The sequence below is a fragment of the Sphingobacterium sp. LZ11T8 genome (assembly GCF_024261425.1).
GTDB lineage: Bacteria > Bacteroidota > Bacteroidia > Sphingobacteriales > Sphingobacteriaceae > Sphingobacterium.
The window spans coordinates 84,711-109,180 of the sequence record NZ_JANBZY010000007.1 but is presented as its reverse complement, the minus strand read 5'-3'; the positions used below and the strand labels follow the sequence as shown (position 1 = coordinate 109,180).

Annotated in this window: 19 protein-coding genes; 9 read left to right on the top strand and 10 right to left on the bottom strand. The window is 40.4% G+C overall.

Annotated elements, in window-relative coordinates; translation table 11 throughout:
• Window positions 1-11: 11 nt before the first annotated feature.
• From ilvN to NLF99_RS15955, 8 genes are all read right to left on the bottom strand, one after another.
• Entirely contained in the window at window positions 12-602 is a 591-nt protein-coding gene (ilvN, locus tag NLF99_RS15990) for an acetolactate synthase small subunit (RefSeq protein WP_185213400.1), read from the bottom strand.
• A 2-nt stretch (window positions 603-604) separates the two neighbouring features.
• Window positions 605-2,347 carry a biosynthetic-type acetolactate synthase large subunit gene (gene ilvB / locus NLF99_RS15985; RefSeq protein WP_185213401.1) on the bottom strand — a complete coding sequence of 581 codons (1,743 nt, stop codon included), beginning with the start codon at window positions 2,345-2,347 and terminating at the stop codon, window positions 605-607.
• A gap of 206 nt (window positions 2,348-2,553) precedes the next feature.
• Window positions 2,554-4,254, bottom strand: coding sequence for a dihydroxy-acid dehydratase (gene ilvD, locus NLF99_RS15980; protein WP_185213402.1), 1,701 nt, complete (start codon window positions 4,252-4,254; stop codon window positions 2,554-2,556).
• On the bottom strand, window positions 4,238-5,128 hold the full coding sequence (locus NLF99_RS15975; protein ID WP_185213403.1) for a branched-chain amino acid transaminase: 891 nt from the start codon (window positions 5,126-5,128) through the stop codon (window positions 4,238-4,240). The genes ilvD and NLF99_RS15975 overlap by 17 nt, the downstream gene beginning before the upstream one ends.
• A 369-nt stretch (window positions 5,129-5,497) precedes the next feature.
• Window positions 5,498-5,746, bottom strand: coding sequence for an ATP synthase F1 subunit epsilon (atpC, locus tag NLF99_RS15970; protein ID WP_099370009.1), 249 nt, complete (start codon window positions 5,744-5,746; stop codon window positions 5,498-5,500).
• Between the two features lie 108 nt (window positions 5,747-5,854).
• Entirely contained in the window at window positions 5,855-7,357 is a 1,503-nt protein-coding gene (gene atpD, locus NLF99_RS15965; RefSeq protein WP_185213404.1) for a F0F1 ATP synthase subunit beta, read from the bottom strand.
• Window positions 7,358-7,552: 195 nt separating this feature from the next.
• A complete protein-coding gene (locus NLF99_RS15960; RefSeq protein ID WP_185217708.1) occupies window positions 7,553-8,815 on the bottom strand; it encodes a hypothetical protein in 1,263 nt (420 codons plus the stop codon).
• A 20-nt stretch (window positions 8,816-8,835) separates the two neighbouring features.
• Window positions 8,836-11,232 carry a TonB-dependent receptor plug domain-containing protein gene (locus NLF99_RS15955; protein WP_254529531.1) on the bottom strand — a complete coding sequence of 799 codons (2,397 nt, stop codon included), beginning with the start codon at window positions 11,230-11,232 and terminating at the stop codon, window positions 8,836-8,838.
• Between the two features lie 133 nt (window positions 11,233-11,365).
• Here NLF99_RS15955 and NLF99_RS15950 point away from each other — a divergent pair, with 133 nt between their 5' ends.
• The 9 genes from NLF99_RS15950 (at window position 11,366) to NLF99_RS15910 (ending at window position 21,894) form a co-directional block, all read left to right on the top strand.
• On the top strand, window positions 11,366-12,514 hold the full coding sequence (locus NLF99_RS15950; RefSeq protein ID WP_254529529.1) for an alpha/beta hydrolase: 1,149 nt from the start codon (window positions 11,366-11,368) through the stop codon (window positions 12,512-12,514).
• A gap of 2 nt (window positions 12,515-12,516) precedes the next feature.
• On the top strand, window positions 12,517-13,563 hold the full coding sequence (locus NLF99_RS15945) for a YncE family protein (protein WP_254529527.1): 1,047 nt from the start codon (window positions 12,517-12,519) through the stop codon (window positions 13,561-13,563).
• Window positions 13,564-13,656: 93 nt separating this feature from the next.
• A complete protein-coding gene (locus tag NLF99_RS15940) occupies window positions 13,657-14,646 on the top strand; it encodes an ABC transporter permease (RefSeq protein WP_237219521.1) in 990 nt (329 codons plus the stop codon).
• A gap of 4 nt (window positions 14,647-14,650) precedes the next feature.
• A complete protein-coding gene (locus NLF99_RS15935; RefSeq protein ID WP_254529525.1) occupies window positions 14,651-15,604 on the top strand; it encodes an iron chelate uptake ABC transporter family permease subunit in 954 nt (317 codons plus the stop codon).
• Window positions 15,577-16,359 (top strand): ABC transporter ATP-binding protein, encoded by a 783-nt coding sequence (locus NLF99_RS15930; protein WP_254529523.1) that lies wholly within the window; start codon window positions 15,577-15,579, stop codon window positions 16,357-16,359. The genes NLF99_RS15935 and NLF99_RS15930 overlap by 28 nt, the downstream gene beginning before the upstream one ends.
• 10 nt (window positions 16,360-16,369) lie before the next feature.
• On the top strand, window positions 16,370-17,314 hold the full coding sequence (locus NLF99_RS15925) for a siderophore ABC transporter substrate-binding protein (protein WP_254529521.1): 945 nt from the start codon (window positions 16,370-16,372) through the stop codon (window positions 17,312-17,314).
• Between the two features lie 6 nt (window positions 17,315-17,320).
• Window positions 17,321-18,133, top strand: coding sequence for a siderophore-interacting protein (locus NLF99_RS15920; RefSeq protein WP_254529519.1), 813 nt, complete (start codon window positions 17,321-17,323; stop codon window positions 18,131-18,133).
• A gap of 343 nt (window positions 18,134-18,476) precedes the next feature.
• Entirely contained in the window at window positions 18,477-20,099 is a 1,623-nt protein-coding gene (locus tag NLF99_RS15915; protein WP_254529517.1) for a M14 family zinc carboxypeptidase, read from the top strand.
• 13 nt (window positions 20,100-20,112) lie between these two features.
• A complete protein-coding gene (locus NLF99_RS15910; protein WP_254529515.1) occupies window positions 20,113-21,894 on the top strand; it encodes a M14 family metallopeptidase in 1,782 nt (593 codons plus the stop codon).
• Window positions 21,895-22,715: 821 nt separating this feature from the next.
• Here NLF99_RS15910 and NLF99_RS15905 read toward each other — a convergent pair.
• Both NLF99_RS15905 and NLF99_RS15900 read right to left on the bottom strand, forming a co-directional pair.
• Window positions 22,716-23,393 (bottom strand): ATP-binding cassette domain-containing protein, encoded by a 678-nt coding sequence (locus NLF99_RS15905; protein ID WP_254529514.1) that lies wholly within the window; start codon window positions 23,391-23,393, stop codon window positions 22,716-22,718.
• The gene (locus NLF99_RS15900; protein WP_254529513.1) at window positions 23,390-24,304 is read right to left on the bottom strand and encodes a hypothetical protein; all 915 of its coding nucleotides are present in this window, start codon (window positions 24,302-24,304) and stop codon (window positions 23,390-23,392) included. Before NLF99_RS15900 ends, NLF99_RS15905 begins: the two co-directional genes overlap by 4 nt.
• Between the last annotated feature and the right edge of the window lie 166 nt (window positions 24,305-24,470).

The window sequence follows — 24,470 nt, the reverse complement described above, 5'->3', positions numbered from 1 at the left end:
GCAAGGATTAATTACATGGTAAAGACATCGTCGCGCTGATCCAAATACTCGTTTTCAACGATGTCTGGAGCTGGCTCATTGATTTCAAATTGTTTTAGCTTGGTATGGAAACCAGCACTGTCCTTGATGATGGCGATACGAGCACCACGAACAAATTCTATCAGGTTGTATTTGCCCAATTCCTCTGTAAGCCTGTCGATCTCCTCACGGTGACCTGCTGTTTCGAATACAATATAGTCATTACGGATCACAACTACATTAGCACCGTATTGACGAAGTAAGCGTTCTACCAATACTTTCTCTGCAATCGCGTCTGCTGGTACTTTATAAAGAGCCTGTTCTTGCCAAATCAATTCATCATTGGTGTTGAAGTATGCTTTCAATACCTCCACCTGTTTTTCAACCTGACGGCATAATTTGCGGACCACTTCTTCTGATTCTGTAATCAAGATTGTGAAGCGGTGAATGCCATCCACTTCCGATGGGGAAGTATTTAAGCTCTCGATATTGATTTTACGTCTTGAAAATATCCCCGATATACGGCCTATCATCCCGATAGAGTTTTCTGTGTATATGGTTATGGTATATTCTTGTTTTTCCATGATTACTTCAATCTAATTTCTGACACACTTGTTCCTTGCGCTACCATTGGGAATACATTGTTCTCTTTACCTACCATGATTTCCAATAGGTAAGAGCCATCATGATCCATCATAGTCTGTAGGGCATCCTTTAAATCCTTACGTTCCGAGATCTTATTTCCATCGATATAGTATCCTTTCGCAACAGCTACGAAATCTGGGCTGGTGATATTAACAAATGAATATCTCTTATCGTGGAATAGTTGTTGCCATTGGCGAACCATTCCCAAGAACTCATTGTTCAGGATCAAGATCTTCACCTTGGCGCCGAATTGCATAATGGTACCTAATTCCTGGATGGTCATTTGAATACCACCATCACCGATAATAGCTACCACATCACGATGCGGAGCACCATACCAAGCGCCAATTGCGGCTGGCAGACCAAATCCCATCGTTCCCAAACCTCCAGAAGTAACGCTGGATTTCGAACTGTTGAATTTTGCATAACGGCAGGTTACCATTTGGTGCTGACCTACGTCAGTAACAATAACAGCATCTCCACCAGTGATCTCGTTCAATACCTTTAGTACTTCACCCATGGTCATGATGTCAGAGGTAGGGTTCAGTTCATTATGGATTACTTCCTTGATTTCTTCTTTTTCCAAATCCCTGAATTTGCTCAACCAAGCTGCATGATCGCCTTTTTCAACCAATTCGGTCAACATTGGAAGGGTTTCCTTACAATCTCCCCAAACTGGATAATGGGCTTTCACGTTCTTGTCGATTTCAGCAGGGTCTATGTCCAAGTGAACAACTTTTGCCTGTTTTGCATATTTATCCAAACGTCCGGTTACACGGTCATCGAAACGCATTCCGATAGCGATCAACACGTCACATTCATTCGTCATGACATTGGGTGCATAGTTTCCGTGCATACCCAACATACCCACATGCAATGGATGGTCTGTCTCAAGAGCGCTAAGCCCCATAACAGTAGCAGCCGAAGGGATACCCGCTTTTTCGATAAAGGTCTTGAACTCTTGTTCCGCTTTACCCAAAATCACGCCCTGACCAAATAAAATGAATGGTTTCTTTGCCGCATTGATTGCTTTTGCAGCCTCTTCAACATATTCCTTACGAACAATCGGAGCAGGTCTGTAACTACGTACATGCTTGCAGGACTCGTATCCATTGTAATCAAACAATTGGATCTGAGCATTTTTGGTAATATCAATTAATACTGGACCAGGTCTCCCTGTTCTAGCAATATAGAATGCTTTAGCTAATACACTTGGGATCTCATTCGCATCAGTCACCTGATAGTTCCATTTGGTCACAGGTGTGGTGATGTTAATGACGTCAGTTTCTTGAAACGCATCTGTTCCTAGAAGGGAAGCAAAGACTTGACCTGTAATACAGACGATAGGGTTACTATCGATCATTGCGTCTGCCAAACCGGTGACCAGGTTTGTTGCTCCAGGACCGCTTGTTGCAAAAGCCACACCCACACGTCCCGATGTACGTGCATATCCTTGTGCAGCATGAATTCCACCCTGTTCGTGACGTACCAAAATATGCTTCAATTGATCAGTGTAATCATACAATGCATCATAGATCGGCATAATAGCACCTCCTGGATACCCGAATACGGTATCCACCCCCTCGTGGATTAAGGCTTCCATCACAGCCTGGGAACCGCTTACCTGCGTTCCAGCTGCCTTTCTAGTGGTTTCCTTTGTTTCCGTTTTTTCAAGTGTACTCATCTTTTTAGATTTTAGACATAAGACATAAGACATAAGATTTTTTAAAGTTTTCTCCTTTTGCTTCTCTAACTAATCTTATCCCTTATGCTTATTTTTTTATTTATTATTTGTCTACAATTTTTCTCTTTATTCAATCGACACAATAGATCTGCTTAATTTATATCTGATGGATCTAATGTCTTGTGTCTATTGTCTTATGTCTTTTTTTACAAATCCGTCACACAACCTTGTGATGCATTTGCAACGCTTTTTGCGTATTTGTACAGAACGCCTTTGCTCACTTTCAGTGCTGGCTGTTGCCAAGCTGCTCTGCGTGCGGCAATCTCTTCGTCCGAGACCTGAAGGTTGATGCTGTTGTTGACTGCGTCGATTTCGATGATGTCATCGTCCTGCACCAATCCGATCAATCCTCCTTCGTATGCTTCCGGTGTAATGTGACCTACTACGAATCCATGGGTTCCTCCTGAGAAGCGTCCGTCTGTAATCAAGGCCACAGAACTTCCTAAGCCTGCACCAATGATCAACGACGTTGGTTTCAACATTTCAGGCATTCCTGGAGCCCCCTTAGGTCCTTCGTTCTTGATCACGACCACATCACCTTTTTTGATTCTTCCAGTCTCAAGACCTTTTACCAAATCATGCTCTCCATCAAATACACGCGCTGGACCCGTGAATTTCTCCCCTTCTTTTCCCGAAATCTTCGCTACTGAACCTTCCTCAGCTAAGTTTCCGTAAAGGATCTGCAAGTGACCAGTCGCCTTGATCGGATCATCTAATTTGTGAATGATCGGTTGATTATAGTCAATGATCGATTTTACATCCGCTAAGTTCTCTGCTACCGTTTTACCAGTTACCGTCAAACAGTCACCATGTAATAAACCTTCATCCAATAGGTATTTCATCACTGCTGGAATACCACCATATTGGTGTAAATCTTGCATCAAGAACTTACCTGATGGTTTGAAATCTGCCAATACTGGAGTTTCATCCGACATGCGTTGGAAATCATCCGGCGTAACATCTACATCCACTGATTTACCCATTGCAATAAAGTGAAGTACCGCATTGGTAGATCCTCCTAGGATTACGATGATACGCATGGCATTCTCAAATGCTTTGCGTGTCATGATATCCGAAGGCTTGATGTCCTTCTCCAATAGGATGCGCATATATTTACCGACTTCCAGACATTCCTGTTTCTTCTCATCAGAAACAGCGGGGTTGGAAGAGGAGTATGGCAAGCTCATTCCCATAGCCTCAATCGCTGAAGCCATCGTGTTTGCTGTATACATACCTCCACATGCGCCGGCACCTGGACAAGTATGACGGATAACACCATCATAGTCCTCATCCGAAATGGTTCCAGCTATTTTCTTTCCTAATGCTTCAAATGCTGAAACAATATTTAATTCTTCACCTTTATAATGACCAGGAGCAATTGTTCCTCCGTAGACCATAATGGCAGGGCGGTTCAACCTTCCCATTGCCATGATGGCACCAGGCATGTTCTTGTCACAACCTGGGATAGCCACAACGCCATCATAGTACTGACCACCGCAGATCGTTTCTATACTGTCTGCAATGACATCACGAGACACTAAAGAGTAGCGCATTCCATCCGTTCCGTTACTCATCCCATCACTGACCCCAATCGTTCCAAACGTCAAGCCGACCAGATCGCTGTTCCAAATACCTTTTTTGACGACCTGAGCTAGGTCATTAAGGTGCATGTTACAGGTGTTACCGTCGTAGCCCATGCTCGCGATTCCAACCTGTGCCTTCTCCATATCTGCATCGGTCAGACCGATACCATATAACATGGCTTTCGCAGCTGGTTGAGTTTCATCTTGTGTAAAGATGCGGCTGTACTTGTTGATTCCCTTTTGGTTATCAGATGATGACTTCATAATTATTCTGCTCTAATACTAAATTTTTATATTTTCTTTGGATAGATGCGCCGATGCTGTCTTCCCATTCTTCTTGGAAGATTACATCGTCTATTTGTTTTATGCCTATTATTCCCGCTGCTGTACCACTTAAAAAGGCACTGTCAGCTTCGTAAATGTCTTTTATGGTAATTCTCTTCTCGATGATATCAAAATTCAAACGCTTACAGATATCGATCACGGTATCCCTGGTAATTCCTGGGAAGATGTTTCCCAAAGGAGGGGTATAGATCTTGAAATCTTTTTCAATGAACAGGTTTTCGCTTGATGCCTGAGCCACAAAACCATCTTGGTCCAACAATAAAGCCTCGTCGAAACCCTTTTGGATAGCATCACTGGTCGCTAATATCGAATTGATATATTGTCCCGAAACCTTGGCATTGATGGGGAAGGACTTCGGGTTCGGTCGTTCAATCCTGGAAATATTTACCTTTAATAGGTTCTGTCCTAAATAAGGACCCCATTCCCAAGCCGCGATCATGATGTTTGCCGTATCAGATGCCGTTAAGTGCATATTGGAGCCCGAATAGATCAAAGGGCGAATATAGGCTGCCCGAAGATTGTTCGCTTCCAAAAGCTCATACGACTTTGCGATCAACTCTCTATTGTCCCACTGATAAGGTAAGCCGATGGCTTTACATGATTGTTGTAAACGGTCGAAATGTTCTTCTGCCTTAAAGATCCTCGTTCCATTGTGAGTGCTGTATGCACGCAGACCTTCGAAGGCTCCATAGCCATAATGTAATGACTGTCCAAACATATCAACTCCAGCATTGCTCGCCTTCACAAACTCCCCATTTAAATAGATCAGTGTATCTTGATTGTAATACTGCATAATAACCTGCCGAATTTGATGTAATACTTGTTTGAAAAAATATCGTTTAGGATTCCCTTCGTTCTGTTTTGTTAAGTTAGCTCGAATTAAAATTCTTTACAATAGCCTAGAATTTTTTTTTGATAAAGTTTTTTATTTCGATGTTTGCTAATATTAAAAATTATATTTTGTTATACCTATTAATTTTCTGTTTTAAATTTTGTTGTCTGTAGACTAAAATTAAAATTGGTATAATTTTGATTTTTTCAAATTTTTAGGAAACTGGTCGAAATTCTTCCTAAAACCGGCCTCGGACCGAAAAAACTTGCAAAAAAATAGCCCTTAGAACTTGAAGTTTTAAGGGCTACTTTATCGTAATATTTTGTTTATCTATTCTTCCGCAATTCCTTCTGCTAAAACGATGATATTGTTGTCCTTTACTTCTACTACACCACCTTTAATAATAATGACTTGTTCATCATTATTATTCTTAATAATGACTTTACCATCTTCTAGCGTAGACACAATAGCCGCGTGATCCTTCAGAATCTGAAAAGAACCCGCCGATCCCGGAACTGTAACCGCTGTTACATCACCTTCGTAAGCTAATTTGTCTGGAGTTATGATTGTTAATTTCATTTTTGACTTGAGATGTGAGATTTGAGATTTGAGACCTAAACTTAAAATATGAGACTTTATATACTTTCAAAAGTCTCATATCTCATGTCTAATATCTCATATCTTACATTAAACTGCTTCTGCTAATAGTTTTTTACCTTTCTCGATAGCGTCTTCGATTGAACCTACCAAGTTGAAAGATGCTTCTGGGTATTCATCTACTTCACCATCGATGATCATGTTGAATCCTTTGATAGTGTCCTTGATGTCTACTAAACAACCTTTCAGACCTGTAAATTGCTCTGCTACGTGGAATGGTTGTGACAAGAAACGTTGTACACGACGTGCGCGGTGTACCGTTAACTTATCTTCTTCAGATAATTCGTCCATACCTAAGATGGCGATGATATCCTGAAGTTCTTTATAACGTTGAAGGATTTCTTTTACGCGTTGTGCAGTATTGTAATGCTCATCACCTAAAACTGCTGGAGAAAGGATACGTGAAGTAGAATCCAATGGATCCACCGCTGGGTAAATACCTAACTCAGAAATTTTACGGGATAATACTGTAGTCGCATCTAAGTGGGCAAATGTTGTTGCCGGAGCAGGGTCAGTCAAGTCATCCGCAGGTACGTATACCGCTTGTACTGATGTGATCGATCCGTTCTTAGTGGATGTAATACGCTCTTGCATTAAACCCATCTCTGTTGCTAGGGTAGGTTGGTAACCTACTGCTGATGGCATACGACCTAATAATGCCGATACCTCAGAACCTGCTTGGGTAAAACGGAAGATGTTATCAATAAAGAATAAGATATCACGACCTTGTCCTTCGCCATCTCCATCACGGAAGTATTCCGCAATTGTCAAACCTGATAACGCAACACGAGCACGAGCACCTGGAGGCTCATTCATCTGTCCGAATACGAAAGTACATTTAGATTCTTTCATTAATTCCAAATCCACAGTGTCCAAAGGCCATTGACCTTTTTCCATTTCTTCCATGAATTTGTCACCGTATTTGATAATGCCTGACTCCAACATCTCACGAAGTAAGTCATTTCCTTCACGAGTACGCTCGCCTACACCAGCAAATACCGAAAGACCACCGTGTCCTTTTGCGATATTGTTGATTAATTCCTGAATCAATACTGTTTTACCAACACCAGCACCACCGAACAAACCGATCTTACCACCCTTTGCATATGGCTCTAACAAATCGATTACTTTAATTCCTGTAAACAATACTTCAGTTTCAGTCGATAGATCTTCAAACTTAGGAGGTACGTTGTGAATAGGACGACCGTTATCCTTGTTTAATGCTTGAATACCGTCAATTGGATCTCCAACAACGTTGAATACACGACCTTTGATCTCTTCGCCAATCGGCATTTTGATAGGAGCGCCAGTATCAACGACCTTCATGCCACGAATTAAACCTTCGGTAGCATCCATTGCAATCGTACGAACACGTTCCTCACCTAAGTGCTGTTGAACCTCTAATATAATGCGCTGTCCATTGTCTTTCTCAATGTACAATGCATCATAAATCTTAGGAAGATTTTCATTGTCGGCAAAGTTGACGTCAACTACTGGGCCGATAATCTGCGCTATTTTACCAATATTGGGCATATTATAGGGACTAAAATTTATTAATCAATTTAAATACAGATTGTTTGAATGCCTGTATTTTGGAATGCAAAAATAAGTTTTATCTTATTAAAAGCAAAAGGGATATGCATATTTAATTTTTATTTTTTTCAAATCATCCTGCATACCCCTTTTTTGTTATTTATTTCTGCCTTTTATTGTCAGTTTTTCAAAACCTTACTGTCCTGCTACAATCTTGTAAAGTCCAGATACAGAACCCCCAGCAGTAACATTGAACAAGGCTTTCGCAGATGTACCCGTCAATTCATAGTATCCGTTCTGACTTCCGTCTTTGGTATTCACCCTCAATAATGTTTTTCCGTCCAGATCAATCGCGCAGAATGCTGCTCCAGGATTTGTAACAGCTGGAATTCCACTGATCTTCGTCCTTTGTTTACTGGCAATATCAATCTGGTAAAATTCCCAAACGTTTTCAAAATTGATGTTGCCTGAAGGTCCTCCAGTCAACTTCGTATTGGGAATCACCGTAATGATCTTCCCTTCCTTCGCAAATACGGAAACGAACTTTCCGCCTTGCTGGATTTCATCCATATTTAGGCTCCAGGTTTTATCTATGTCTGTTTCATTAGCCTTGATACGCACAATCTTAGATTTTCCGCCAACGGCGCTCCTCCCTTGTGTTACGATATAGAGGTCCCCATTGGAATCAAAGTCATACATATTATTATCATTGATGTAGGCAATAGATCCCGTATCCTCAATTTTTATGGTTTTCTCATACTTTCCGGTCGCAATATCGATAACCGCAATATATACATCTGGAAAATAATCATCGAAAAAGCCTTTTTGTGGACCGTTCGTCTTTGCATAACTGATGTTTGCATAAAGTTTGCCAGCTTTAATGGCCAAAAATTTCTGTCCAATAGATCTAAACAATATTTCAGGAACGTTTTGACCTCTTTCATTGACTACGGATGCAAAATCCAATTCTCCAGTCCTTGTCATGTTGGTCGGATTAAAGGTCTGGATTTTCAGGGGCGATGCTCCATCCCAATAGTAACCCTTATTCTCATCATGGATAACGAAATTTCCAGAACCATTACTGTTATTATCTGCTGCAATGAATTTGCCAGCACTGATTTTTCCGTTCCCATCAACCAATAACTGATCAATACCAAGCTCATTGGTCTTACTATTGAACATTTTCAGGAGTTGATTGCCATGTGGCCGCCAACCACCAAAACCCATCCCTTGAAAGCTATTGCTTCCGTTGTTGACCACATTACCCGATGGTAATGCATCAAATGCGGTTGCAAAGCCAGGCTTCTGAAGGTTGTTCTCACTCATGGTAATTAGCACAAACTTGTCTTTTCCATCTGGTTCAACTGGTGTTGGTCCTCCATTGTCGTCACTGCAACTGGCAAAAACGCCTATACTGAACATAAACAAAATGGATGCTTTGAATCTATTGATTTTCATAACCTTTAATTTTTGTGTTTTTATATTTGATAACTAAGTTTTAAATGAAAGCTCCTGCCCGGTCGCTGCACCCGATAATAGTCATATATATCCCGGTTTAACAGGTTCCTGGCTTCTGCGCCGATGGCCATTTTATTTTTTTGGAATTGAAAGGTAAAACCTGCATTTAATAGGTGCTGGTTCGGTATAATAAGATTTGAACTTAGATCCGCACTGCCTGATAATCCTAAGAATCCTCCAGGCTCAACCTCTTTAGGGATGGTTTCGAGATAGAACTCACGCATGAAATTGTAGTTCAAATAGACCTGAAGTTCGTTCTCTCGCTGAAATAGATCATGGTATTTTGCGGACGCAGCAAGGTTGGCAAAGAAATATGGCGTATTACGAAGCCGAGCCTTGTTTTTCCACGAATCCTGTGCGTTTTGGATACCAAATAATCTCAAGTCCTGCCATGTCGCATTCCCCGACAATTGATATTGCTCACTGATTTGGTACTTCATGTCTAGATCAACTCCATAACCACGGACATTCTCTTGGTTTTGATACTGTGCATTCGGTGCTTGAATAGGGACCAACAAAATCAATCCCTTTGTATTTCTATAGAAACTGTTCAGTTCAACTTTCAAAGGCTTCAAGAGCTGGGTATGGAGACCAAGGTTGAAATTTAAACTCTGTTCAGGGTTCAATTCAAAATTAGGGACGATAAAGATGTTGTTTCCAAAGAGTTCCTCCCGTTCCGGCAGTCTATAGGTATATTCTGCGGATGCCCTCAAGAAATTGTTTTCAGAAAACTGATATTTTATAGCTTCAGTGATCCCCCAATAATCTCCAGAAGTGTTTCTCTTGTCTTTTTCCTTGATATCTACGGAAAACCAGGTGTTCTGATATCCGTTCGCTTTGTAGACATAGTATTTTCCCATCAGCTGATTAGTCAAACGGTCTTGGAGTAACGATTGCTCATAGGATAGCCCAAAAACATGTTTCTGGTAAGTTGATGCCAAACTCAGGACATCGATGTCCGAACCTTCAAGTTTTACGCCAAGTGGGTCCTTTCCAGATCGGTTGGCCGAACTGAATACATAGTTTAATTCAACCTTGCTATTCGGACTAACTAAATAGCTCAAATTCGTCCTATTGACCCATTGCTTCTCGTCAATCTTGGACTGGGAGGGAAGTCGGCTTTCCCCTATATTGGCACCGGGCTTAAAATTGCCGAACCAATCATAATTACCCCTTAACGTATCAATCCGTTGTGTCTGCAGGATATTGTAGGAATTGAATTGATCAATACGCAATTTGTTATCCAGGAAGTTTGCTTTATACCGTATCGAAGGGGCAAGGGTTGCTTGGGTAGAGTGCAAAGCACCATAAGCATCGGTCATTAAGGCAGGATGTTGTTGTTCCTTATACAGATTGAATCCCGTTAAGCTGAACTTTAGTTCATCTGCCCATGATCGGTTCCGCATGCCCACAAACAGCTCACCCAGATAATGTCTATATGCATTATGAAATAGGGGAAGTCTCTGCGGTTCCTTGTTTTTGGTCTCTGGATTTACGACATCGACCAAGGCATCGTAATCATTGGCAGAATAATTATAGAAAAACTCACCACCATAACTCCATTTTTCATTCTTTGAAAGATTGGAAGCCATCAATCCAAGTCTATGCGTATTAAAAGAGCCCAGTTCATAATAGACTTTGGCATGTTTTCCCTGATTTTTATTAGTGACCAAGTTTACAGCCCCACCTAATGCATCTGAGCCTAATGAAACAGGCAAAACGCCCTTATATATTTCTACATGGTCCAGCATTTCAATAGGTAGAGAAGATAGGTTGTAGCCATCACCTAGGTAATCCAAAGGGATTCCATCCTTAAAGTATTTGATTGCCTTGCCCTGAAAACCATTTACGGATACCTCTGGGCGGCTTCCTAAGCCTCCATTCTGTCTCACCCTGATTCCCGTACTGCGGTTCATCAGGTCGCTCAATGATAAAGCTTGGCTGGATACAGCCCGTGTATCGATAAATATATTGCGGATTGCCGCTTGCTTGATTTTTTTGTTTTCTGAATTCCCAATGATGGTCACCCCTTCAATTTGAGCTACCTCCTGCTGTAGGGAAAACACTAAATGCAACTCTTCAAAACTGTTCTTAGTAAATGATCCCTGGTAGGGGATATAACCAATAGCTTTTACCTCAATAGTGTATTGCCCAGATTTTATGGACTCCAGGTAATAGGAACCAGTTTTATCTGTACTCCCCGCATATTCTGCAAAATGTATGCTTGCTCCATCAATTTTTTCCTTAGTTTGATCATCTACAACATCGATTTGAATCGAACTGCCCTGTTGGGCAAAAACTAAATTGTGACTAAAAATAGTTAGTAAAACTAAAATCGTATCCTTAATTAAACTCATCCTTTCTCCTAAATAGCGTTGATTTGCTGGTAAATATAGGCTTATTTATAATTAGTTTAAATAAAGTTTGTCATTTATTTAGAATCTATCTAATTTAGCTCCAAGTCAAAATGCTAAATGCAAACATTTAACTATGCCCAAAAAAATCATTGAGATAACAGTAAACATTCTGAACAATTGCGACCAATTTGTTGGTGATCCATTGTTCCTTGCTGGAACTTTCAATAATTGGGATACCGATCATTTATTGGTAGGAACAATCCCTGAAAAGGGGCAGTCTGTCCAATACCTGCTGCCCGAAGTACCAAGCGGAGAACTTGAACTGAAAATAACTCGTGGCAATTGGCAAACACTCGAAGCTACACAAAACGGCAAACTGAAATCGCCTCAAGTATTCAAGGTACAAAGAGACTCAGAAATCAATTTAGAGATAGAATCTTGGCGGGACCTTTTCCCCAAATCAACTGCGAGTAAACAGGTGCATACCCTGGATGAACATTTCTATTTTCCAGATTTGAATGTATATCGAAAGGTTATGATCTACTTACCCAAAGATTATTTTCATACTGACAAGCATTATCCAACCATTTATATGCATGATGGGCAGCATCTTTTCGATGAAGCTCGATCGATTGGTCGATCAGGACCTGTAGAATGGATGGTGGATGAATTCCTGGATGAAATTGATCCATCTACAATCGTAGTCGCCATAGATCATGCAAAGAATTATGAGTTAAGACAACAAGAATACCTTGTGCATCCCGTTCAGGGGACTAAGAATCCTTTGGGATGGCTGTACCTCGAAGATATTGTCCATACCTTAAAACCATTTGTGGACAGCAATTATAGGACTCTTTCCGACCCTTGGAATACCGCCATGGTCGGTAGTTCCATAGCAGGCCTGTTAACGCTGTATGCCGGGCTGAAATATCCTGGAGTGTTCGGTACTACCGCTGTTTTTTCCCCATCTATCTGGATGGACGAGTCAAATCTATACAGCTATTCTGAAAGCTTGCTGAAAAAAGGAACAGATCGATCTGACCAAGAAATCTATTTCTATATGGGTGATCGGGAAAGGCGCTTTCGGATGATGGACTCCCATAATAATATGAAAATTGACCTAGATTGCTATTTCAACTGGATAAAAGATATTTTTCCTGGAAAATTAACACTCAATATCAATCCTGAAGGTAAACATGGAGCCTATTATTGGCAAAAAGCTTTCGAAGAATTTTACCTGCACTGGAAATCAAGAATTAACTCCATATATATAAATAAGTAACTATGAACACAATTAACTTCAATCACAAGTGCTCAATCATTTCAAAAGCTCTATTCCTCAGTACAGGGTTATTCTTTTGTGGTACTTTGGCTTTCGGCCAACAGGTAGTGAAATCTTCTCATGCTGGAACAGGCGTTTATGAAGCGGTAATCAATACAAACGATGGACATATCTACGTGACTTCAGCTGGTTCTAGAGCTAATCCAGGCGGTGCAATCTATAAAATTAACCCCAAAGATTTGGCTATTGTGGATAGCATCAGTCTTAAAGAAAACCCTCCATTCGGAATTGGAATCAATAATAAAACCCAGATCGCCTATACCACAAATACAAGAACGAATTCGGTAAGTGCCGTGGACCTAAAATCTGGAAAGTTATTGGCAACCATTAAAAATGGAGCCGAAGAATCCCATACCCGTGAGGTATTGGTTGATGAAGAAAATAACCTGATCTACGTATCTGATGTAGGTGATCCTAGTAATATCTGGGTCATTGATGGAAAAACGAATACCTATTCCCATTCTTTGAACAACCTTGGGAAAACAGCCACTGGCATGACTTTCCTGAAAGGAACGGACAAGATCTATGTGTCTGTTATTGGTGATAATTCCATTTACGTTGTCGATGTAAAAAGTAAGAAAGTTGAAAAGCAGTTTCCATCTGCTGGTGAAGCACCGGTAAATATTACTTCGGATGGAGAGCGCCTATTTGTTACCAACCAAAAGTCTGGCACTGTAACGGTTTTAGGTCCTGATGGTAATTTGATCAAGAGTATCCCAACGGGGGATGGCGCCATAGGAATAGCCTTTGATAAAGTGAAAAACAGAATTTATTCTGCCAATCGCCAAACTGGTACCACGAGTATTATCGATGCCAAGACCTTAGAGGTGGTCGCGGACCTGCCTACAGGTTCTCGTCCGAATCATGTAAAGATCGATCCTAAATCAGGAGAGGCCTTTGTCATCAACAAAACCAAGGGTGGTAGACCAGTGGAAGGTCAGCCTGTGGAGGTCGACAAGAATGGCGATACCATCACAAAAATAAATTAATAAAATCTTGATGATTGCTATGTCCTGAACCGGATGGATCAGGGCATAGTTTCATTTTTTAGCATAGCATTTTTTTCGGTTTAAAGAGAGCCGTTGAAATGCTGTAAGGAGTTGGAGAAATTGAGTTTATTGAAGAATAAATACCTGCTATGGATCATTGCCATAGGGGTTGTTTTAGTTTTAATCTGGATATCCCTATTTACAGGGGTGAAGGATATCCATTATTCCGATCTTTCCTCGGATAGTGAAAAGATGCTGTTCTTTCTGATCAGCCGAATTCCTAGAACTTTGGCTTTGATATTGGTAGGAGCAGGATTGAGTATATCTGGTTTTATCCTCCAACAATTATCGCAAAACCGGTTTGTTTCGCCAACTACTTCTGGGTCATTAGAGGCCGCAAAAATGGGGATATTGACCGCATTGATCCTTTTTCCGCAATCCTCCTTGACCATTAGGATGATCTTTGCCTTGCTCTTTACATTCTTTACCTCTTTCCTGTTCATCTATTTTATCAGCAAGATCAAGCTGCGCAGCACTGTATTTATTCCGCTTGTAGGATTGATGTTTGGAAGTATCCTCAGTGCCATTTCAACTTTCTTCGCTTATGAAAAAGGTATAGTGCAAAGTACGCAAGAGTGGTTGCTCGGAGATTTTTCCTCCGTGATGCAAGGGCAATATGAAGCCATTTATATCATTCTTCCAGCGGTTATCTTGGTCTATCTGTTTGCCGAACGTTTTACCATTGCGGGTATGGGCGAGAGCTTTGCCAAGAATTTGGGACTTTCCTATAATACTATTGTCTATATAGGCTTGTTTACAGTCTCTATCGTGGTGAGTTCTTCCGTGCTTACCGTTGGAGCTATTCCATTTCTGGGGCTGATCATACCAAACTTGGTGAGTATGGTCTTTGGCGATAACCTTAGAAAGATTCTCCCAATAATAGCTTACGTGGGCGCAGTATTTCTCATCGTATGCGACTTGATCAGTCGGTTGATTGTCTTTCCTTATGAAGTGCCAATTGGGATGACAGTGGGCATAATAGGTGGAATTGTATTCTTGATCTTAATCCTTAAAAAGAAATAAGACCATGAAGCCAATCCTCAAATTTTCTCTATTGCTAGGCTTATTACTTATAGTAATTGGCCTATTCCTGTTCTTTAACATTGACCTTTCCAATAATTACGCAATCAGTAAAAGATCGATTCGACTCTTTAGCATGTTGATAGTTGGCTGTTCGGTCGCTTATTCTTCGATCCTATTCCAGACGATTACTAATAACAGGATTCTGACCCCCTCAATCATGGGTTACGAAGCCATCTTTATCTTGTTCCAGACTGTTATCGTCTTTATCTATGGGGATCGAACTTTTCAAGTCATCAATCAACAGGAGAATTTTTTATTTGCCGTGATCCTGATGCTAGGCTTTACTTTATTGATCTACCTTTTGATGTTTGGTAAGAATAAAAGAAGCATGTACTATCTCTTACTTACAGGGATGGTATTTGGCACCTTATTTTTGACCATGAGCCAATTCCTGCAGGTTCTGATTGATCCCAATGAATTTTCGATGGTACAAAACTTCATGTTTGTCTCCTTCGCCAAGATGAACAGTAAATTATTGGGCATTGCCGGGATTACCATGTTGGCAGCCATCGTCTATATCAGTTTTAACCTTCGATATCTCGATGTTATTGCACTGGGAAGAGATCATGCCATTAACCTTGGTGTCGATTACAATAAGATGGTCAAAAGATTTCTAATCTGTATCACCCTATTGGTTTCAGTATCCACAGCATTGGTCGGACCCATTACGTTCCTTGGAATTCTGGTCTGTAACCTGACCTATGAACTTTTTAAAACAAGAAAACATCAGTATATGCTCCCTATTTGTGCCGTGATTTCTGTGCTCTGTTTAGTATTGGGGCAGTTTCTAGTGGAACAGGTCATCGGATTTACCACAACGGTCAGTATTATTATCAATTTTATCGGTGGTGTTTATTTTATGTATTTACTATGGTTGACGAGGAAAAAAATAAGCTAAGCTTTGAAGCGATTGCCAAGCGCTATGGCAAAAAGGAAGTGTTGAAAAATCTTACCGGTGGTTTTCCACAAGCTAAGATTACCTCCTTGATTGGACCGAATGGTGCTGGGAAAAGTACCTTACTGTCAATAATAAGTCGCTTGATTAAGCAAGATGAAGGGCATGTGGCTTTCTATGAGAAGGAGCTTTCCTCCTATAAAGGAGCTGAATTGGCAAAAAAACTATCCATTCTGAAGCAGTCCAATCACCTTGAGTTGAAACTTACCGTACGGGACCTCGTTTCCTTTGGACGGTTTCCTTATAGCCAAGGTAAACTGAGCGAATTGGACTGGAGGAAAGTGGATGATGCCATCGCGTTTTCGGATCTAATGGAATTAAAAGATTCCTTTATCGATGAATTGAGTGGTGGACAACGACAAAGGGCGTTCATCTCCATGATCATTGCCCAGGACACTGATTTTATCCTGCTCGATGAGCCCCTCAATAATCTAGACATGAAGCATGCCGTCCATGTCATGAAAACACTGCGGAGGCTCGTGGATGAGTTGGGAAAAACGGTAATCATGGTCATCCATGAAATCAATTTTGCTTCCCAATATTCCGACCAAATTATTGCGCTGAAAAATGGAGAGATCCTTTATAATGATCAAACCAATAAAGTAATCGATGCGAAAATCCTGCATGAAATATTTGACCTTGAATTTAATATCATCGAAATCAACAATAAAAAAATCTGTAACTATTTCAATCTATAAAATGAATACGATGTACATCAATATATTAAGGCAATCCATGGCAATGTTAATCTTGCCTTTTGTATTCCTATCCTGCCAATCTAATTCACCGAGTCAAGACGATAAGGTTGTGAGTGACACACTACATATTGAACATAAATTGGGCAAACAGATCATTCCCAAAAATCCCAAACGCAGCGTTGTTCTGGATATTGGTGCTTTAGAAACAATGAATGAATTAGGGATTACGCCTGTCGGTGTGCCCAAGAAATTCCTTCCTTCCTACCTGAAGACTATCCATGACAATCCCGATGTGGCAGACGTGGGTTCTGTGATTGAACCCGACTTTGAAGCCATTGCTGCAACAAAACCTGAAATTATTTTTATTTCAACCCGACTAGAAAGATTTTACCAAGAAATCAATGAGATTGCCCCAACGGTTTTTATCGGAACTGACAATAAAAATTTTCTTCCCTCCTTTGAGAACAATGTCAAACTGATCGGGAGGATTTATGGAAAAGAGGAGTTGGCGACTGAAAAACTAGAGTCATTGAACAAGAAAATTCTTGCCGCCCAAAGCAAATTCCAACAGGATCCGCATCAAGCACTGTTCTTGATCTATAACAATGGGAAATTTAGTGCCTTTGGTAAAGGTTCAAGGTTCGGTTTTATCCATGATGTTCTAGGCATCAAGCCCGTTCTTGAATTGCAGGATGAATCTGTTCATGGACAACGGGTATCCAATGAATTGATTGCTGAAGCCAACCCTGATTATCTGTTTATCGTCGACCGAAATGCTGCGGTCTTAGGAAAGAAATCAAGTAAAGAGGAAGTGGAAAATCAACTGATCAAACAGACCAAAGCCTTTAAATCAAATAACCTGTTTTATCTCGACCCCAATGTATGGTTTATCTCCGGAGGGGGGATAACATCAGTGGATTTGATGGTCGATGATATCGTAAAACTTATTCAATAACAAAAAATGGAAAAGCCAATCATATCAAAACATGTTTTTAAGGTAACGGATAAACAATCTATTACCCCACATTATATTCGCGTGGTCCTGAAATCAGATGAGGAGATAGACTTTGATAAATGCACACCTGGTGCAAACAATAAGATCTTCATCCCTCCGCATGGAAAGAAGGAAGTTCAATTTGCCAGTTTTGATGCGCAAAAAGGGGAGTGGGTCATGCCTGATGAAGACGTGAAACCTATTGTCCGCACTTATACCCATCGGAAATACAATCCCGAAACGCAAGAAATTACGATTGATTTTGTAAACCATGGTGATAACGGTCCTGCCTCAACTTGGGCTCGCAAGGCTGGCCTAGGCGATCAATTGGGGGTTGCCATGAAAATTAGGGAAACTGTTCATTATCCCAAAGTAGACTGGTACCTTTTGATTGGTGATGCGACAGCGATTCCAGTTATCTGTTGTATCCTGGAAAGCCTTCCTTCATCAGCTAAGGGGTATTGTTTGATAGAAATCCCAACCGAGCATGATTTTCATCCAGAACTAAAACATCCCGGATTTGAATTTCAATGGTTAATCAATCCAGAGCCAGAAAAAGGAAGTACATTAGCTACCTTGGCTAAAGAGGTGCAACTACCTAGTGATCAATCGAAGTTTGCTTATGTAGCCTGTGAGTACAGTTCTGTAAAAGACCTTCGAACTTATTTCAAAGATAATCTAGGTTGGTCCAATAAAGATTTTTACGCATTCTCATATTGGAAAGCCGGTGTCGCTGAAGATAAGTCCGCCCAGGACCGAAGGGAAGAAAAGTCAGAATAATAAAATCATATTGTTATTAGCTTTCTCAATCAAATCTTGAAAGACGAGAAGTTTAGTTATTAGAATAAATGCAATTTGAATATCATAGGGATGAAACCTGTTTAATCATTCCAACTTTTTTGCAGATTTCTTAAAGAAAAACCACCCCTAATCGCAATTATAACAATATTGTTATCCAAGGGGCTGTGATAAAAATGATGGCCTAATAACCTGTTTTCAGGCTTCCCATTCATTCTATTCCCAATTTTTTTAAATAATCATTTAAAAATGGGATTATCTGCTTAATGCCTTTCAATTATTAACCTAATTCAGTAGTTTAGCGACAGACTAAATACCTAAATATATGAAATACTGGATCATTTTGCTGCTCTCCTGCGGCATGCCGTTTTTTGTACATGCACAGTGGAATTATCCCAATTTCGATGCATTGACAAAACAAATTCAAGATGTATCTTCAAACAAACTCGTGGAAAGAACTTCCATCGGAAAGTCGGTTGGTTCTGAAGATATCCCATTAATTAAAATCCAAAATGGAAAAACTGCAAAACCCACATTATTGATTGTTGCCGGTGTAGATGGAAAACATCCTGCTGGAGTGATCAATTCATTAAATGTGGCCAAGCAGATCTTAGCCCTTCCTAGCGATCAATTGAATGAACTATTGGCCAATAAATCCATTTGGATTATTCCTGTTCTAAATGTAGATGCTTATAAAAGAAATTCCAGTTCTGCAGCTTGGTATTCTGGAAATGCCAGGACCATAGACAATGATCGTGATGGTCGGATCGATGAAGACCCTGAAGTAGACCTAAATAAAGATGGTTTGATTTCACAGATGAGGATCAAAACGCCTGCAGGGCCTTACCGTTCCCATGCCAATAATGCCGATTACCTGGTTTTGGCTGAACGTAATAAAGGTGAATCAGGAACATATGAACTATATACCGAAGGACGTGATGCAGATCAAGATGGTGCAATCTCGGAAGATGGTAAATCAGGTGTCAACTTGGACAAGAACTTTACCTATGATTATCCATTTTTCGAACCAGAAACCGGGGATTATGCAGCTTCGGAGCCGGAAACCAGGGCAATCATCGATTTGATCTTCGAAAATCCACAAATTGCGGCCGTATTGCACTTCGGCTTGCAAAACAATCTATCTGTACCTGAACAATTCGATCAAAGAAAAGCTTCGGAAAGAATTACGAAGTCTTGGACCAATAACGATGCACAAGTTTCTGCATTTGTGAGCAAGATCTATAATGATGCCGTAAAACCAATGGGAGAAGCTCCAAAAATGGCTGCTGGTAAAGGAAACCTAAGTCCAACGATTTATTACCATACAGGTAAATTCAGCTTTGTTACGCCATCATGGTGGATTCCGACCATTTCGGATACGACGAAGAATGCTGGACCGAAAGTACCAGCAACAAACAACTCCGACCGTTTTGTGAACTGGGTTAAAAACCAAGGGATCCAAGGAGCAATCCTTCCATGGGCCAAGGTTAACCATCCGGATTTTCCAAATCAGGATGTGGAAGTCGGTGGGGTAGTGGAACGTTTTATGAACAACCCTCCTATAGCATTATTGGATGTTGCAGCAAAGATGCACAGCAACTTTGTGGTTGAATTGACCCGTTCGCTGGCCAGCCTGGAATTCTCAAGCCCGAAAGTGACCAATCTTGGCGATGATATCTACCGTATCGAAGTGAAAGTCTTCAATACGGGTGCCATGCCTGTCTATCCGGAAATTGCAGATAAGATTAAGCATGTTTCCAAAATGAAATCCATTATGGAATTGCAAAAAGGACAATCTTTCCTAAGCGGAAAACGCCTTCAACTTTATCCAACCCTTCAAGCTGGTGCTTCCAATACCTTCTCTTGGTTGGTCAAAGGAAAAGGTAAAGTACAGTTGACTGTTGGTTGCCCAACTGCCGGTGAGAAAACCCTAGATATTAACCTATAAAATCTGCCAAGAAATGAGACTATCATATAAAATATTATCACTTGCCTTAGCACTGAGTGTTTCGGCAGCCTTTGCCCAAAAGAAAAACGACGATGTCAGCAAGGAGATCGCCGGTCTACGGGCTGTTGGTTCGCCCTCCAATCCTAAAGTTCAAATGAATTGGAGCCGTTACCACGACCTAAAACAAATGGAACAGTTCTATAAGGACCTACAAAAAGCCTATCCTGACCTTATTAAATATGAGTCTATTGGGAAAAGTTATGAAGGCAGGGACATCTTTGTCCTGACCGTAACGGATTTCAAGGAAGGTAAACCCGAAAGAAAACCGGCAATGTGGATCGATGGTAACATCCATGCCAATGAATTGCAAGGGTCTGAAATATCCATGTACACCGCATGGTATCTCTTAGAAAACTATAATAATGTCCCGTTTATCAAAGATTTATTGAAGGATAAGGTGTTTTACATCGCGCCAACGATCAATCCAGATTCTCGTGAATACTTTATTTACCAACCGAACACCATGCACTCCTCTAGGACTGGTCGAAGACCATTTGATAACGATGGCGATGGACTGGTAGCAGAAGATCTATACGATGATTTGGATGGAGATGGCGAAATTGTCATGATGCGCCGCAAGTCCAAGACCGGAAGGTTTAAAGCCGATCCTGAAAATCCTAACCGTATGCTGATGGTGAAACCAGGTGAAGTAGGCGAATATGAAATGCTGGGTTTTGAGGGGATTGACAATGATGGTGATGGATTGGTCAATGAGGATATCACAGGAACTTATGACCCTAACCGTGACTGGGGATGGAACTGGCAGCCAAACTATGTACAGGGTGGTGCCCTCTACTATCCAGGAACCTTGCCTGAAACGCAAGCTGTCAAGAAATTTATCTATGCCCATCCGAATATCGCAGGAGCGCAATCGTATCACAACTTCGGAGGTATGATCCTGCGTGGTCCAGGAGCCGCAGATGATGAAAGGTTCTACTCAAGAAAAGACGTTCAGGTATATGATGCCCTAGGAAAGACCGGAGAAAAGATGTTGCCGGGCTATGATTATATCGTGATCCATAAAGATCTGTATACCGTGTTTGGTGGCGAGATCGATTTCTTGGCCCTGACCCGTGGTATCTTTACTTTCTCCAATGAATTGATGACTACCTACAAGCTTTTCAATGAAAAGTCCGAAGGTGGCCTAAGGAACAGTGATGAGTATTATGAGTTTGATAAGCTTTTGATGTTCGGAGATGCCTATGTGCCATGGAAAGAGTTTGATCATCCGCAATATGGTAAGATCGAGATCGGTGGAGCTAAGAAAAACTATACTCGTAACCACCCAGGTTTCTTATTGATGGAGGATGCACACCGAAATGCCGCATTTACCATTTACCATGCTTACCACATGCCTAAATTGGAGGTAATGGAATCCAGTATCAAACCTCTTGGTGGTAATCTATATGAAGTGAATGCAACGATCTGGAATACCAGGATTGTTCCTACACACTCAGACCATGATGTGAGACATAAGATCGAACGCCCTAACCATATCCGATTAGAAGGTGCACAGGTGGTAACAGGGATGCAGGTATTGAACGCTGACTTCAATGAAACGCTGGAGCAAAAGTATCAGCCACAGCAGATCGAAGTGCCTACTATTGATGGTATGAGCTCCGTGAAGGTAAGATGGATCGTAAAAGGAAATCCTAGTTCAGCGAAGCTGATCGTGGATAGCCCTAAAGGTGGATACCTTGAATATAATCTGAAGGACGCAGCGAACAAGTCCTAATCAAAAAAGCAACAATTTACAGATCGGTTTATACCTTGAAGCAGCAATCTACGGATTGCTGCTTTTGTTTTTTTTTGGGGGGAAGTAAGGTCATAGCGAAATCGTAATATGAGAAAACCATTGTTAATAAAGAAAGGATAGTTCCGAGATCTTTTGGAAAAAGCTCTCCTTTTCCAGGGTCACCCTGAGGAACGAAGGGTCTCGGAACCAAACATATCAAGTGTGTATTGGCGTACAGGTCCTCACTCGAAGATTGAGGATGACAGGGTCATGAGACAGAAACGTACATGCCCCCTTTACTTATCATTCAGAATGGTTTTAGCCTTTTTGTTATTATGTCTAATATTTAAAATAAAAACATATATAACACCAATATTGCTCAATCCTATAAGAAGGAACTCTTTTGTGTTTATGTTTTTTACTACATAAGAATAGATTACTAAAACTTCTAATAATATACAGCATATAAATGCTGTATATAAAAATGAATTTCTCATAATTTCTTATTTACGAGTAGGCTTCTGTAATAAGACATCCTACTATAATTCTATTGATCTATAATTACATATAATATAATAAAAACAGAGGAATATTACAGTTTATGACAAACATTATTTAAAGCCAATACCAAATAGGACTGATTAAATTGAATGTGTCAGCTGTTTTTTAGGTTGATATCCTGACCATGTTCGAGAATCATTCGAGACACATTCGAGAAAACCTTTAATAATATTCTAGCCATTTTCGGAATTTTCGGAATATGTCTCGAATAAGGTCAAAGCTATTCCCCTAATTTTTCTGCTGGTTAGGGTTCAGGAATCTTATAATGAAAAATTATTGAAGTGATTCTGTAGGATTTTACTCTTCATAGCATCTTCCAAGTCTCCAAAAGTGGATGGAGAATAGGGATTGGAGAACTGTCCATTTTCAATCTGGTAAATCACATCACAACTATTCTTCAGTGTCGAAAAAATATGTGAGGACATAAGGATAATTTTTCCTTTGTTCTTAAGCATCTTGATGATTTCCTCAAGGATTATAGAACTCTCCAGATCGATACCATTAAAAGGTTCATCCAAGATAATGAAATCATTCTGTTGAAAGAGAACCGCCATAATCGCCAATTTCTTTTTCATTCCTGTAGAATATTGGCTGATATATTCCTTTAAAGGTAGTTTAAAAATATTCTTTTCCTGAAGGTTTTTCAGCTTTATTTTCCGAGCATCCGCCATCAGATAGATATGTTCTTCTCCGGTGATCTTGGGTAAGAAATAAGGTTCCGCCGTTAAAAAACCGAGGTGATTCTTGATTTCCTTGTAGCCCGTCTTGATTTTTCCTTCATAGTCCTCCATTTCAGCCATGCACCTGAAGAAAGTAGTTTTTCCAGAACCATTCTCTCCGACAATGCCGTAGACCTTTCCAGGCTCAAAGATCACGTTGATATGCTTGAGGACTGTCTTGGAGCCATAGGATTTACTGAGGTTAATTACTTCTATCATGCTGCAGATTTTAAGTTTTGGATGGCTTTGTAATAATAGTAGGGGATGATGACCAGGACCAATGGATAAAAGGCAAGGCATAATCCTAGAACGATACTTTCTGAAACACTGACCTTTCTTGGAAAGACCGCATATTTGAGACAGATAGCAAAGGGAATCAGGAACAAACCTAAACCCCATACAATAAGTGCCTTCGTGATGTCCTCTGGGAAGATAACACAGAGCGGAATCGCAATAGGCAATAACAAAAGACTTAACTGTATTATTCCTCTCGTGAATTTGTGGAGTAGAAACGCCACTGGTTTTCTGTTTTGGTTCCAAAGAATTATCCCTGGCTCTATGACTTGATAATAGAGGGTTCCACAGATGCAGATGCAAAACATGCAGAAGAGTGCTAGGTTTTGATTACCATAGGCTAAACCAATATATGCCAAGACATATAAAATAATCAGAAGAAGCCAGGTCCTTCGGAAACCGATAATAAATTCAAAAGGGTATTTCCTGAACGGAGTTGGAAAGGTACCAGACCATAGGCTGTTTGTGGACACAAAAACGAAAAGTACAGCAATGGCCAATAGTACAAGGGCAAGATTAAGTTTGCCGAATATGATTAATAGAATGACCGTTCCAAAACTAAGGATCAGGTTTTCAAGGATCCTGATGAGATAATAGTCCAGGTTATTGAAGGTCATTTTGAGGAAGTCATTTCGCTGGTATTCGGCAAGGCTAAATAAAGCTTGAAAATTCAACAGGAATATGAGATAGGCTGCCCAATAGGGGTACTGTCTTAGTAAATAGAAAAAGGCGATATATACCAATGCGATTGCAGGAAAAATCAATAGCCATGGAAGACCGAAATCTTTCATCGATCTACAGATAATCTTCCACTGCAAATTGAAGTATGTCTTCATGCGCTTTAGGCTTTAGGCTTAACCTTTGTAATTAGTCAGAAATTATCCTGTTATGTTACAGGAGTCAGAGTAAAATATGATTTTAAACCAAAAAAGCAGTGTTAACGTCGGTTAACACTGCTTTTTTATTAAGTCTAGACCTCAAACAACTAAGAATATCGTCTTA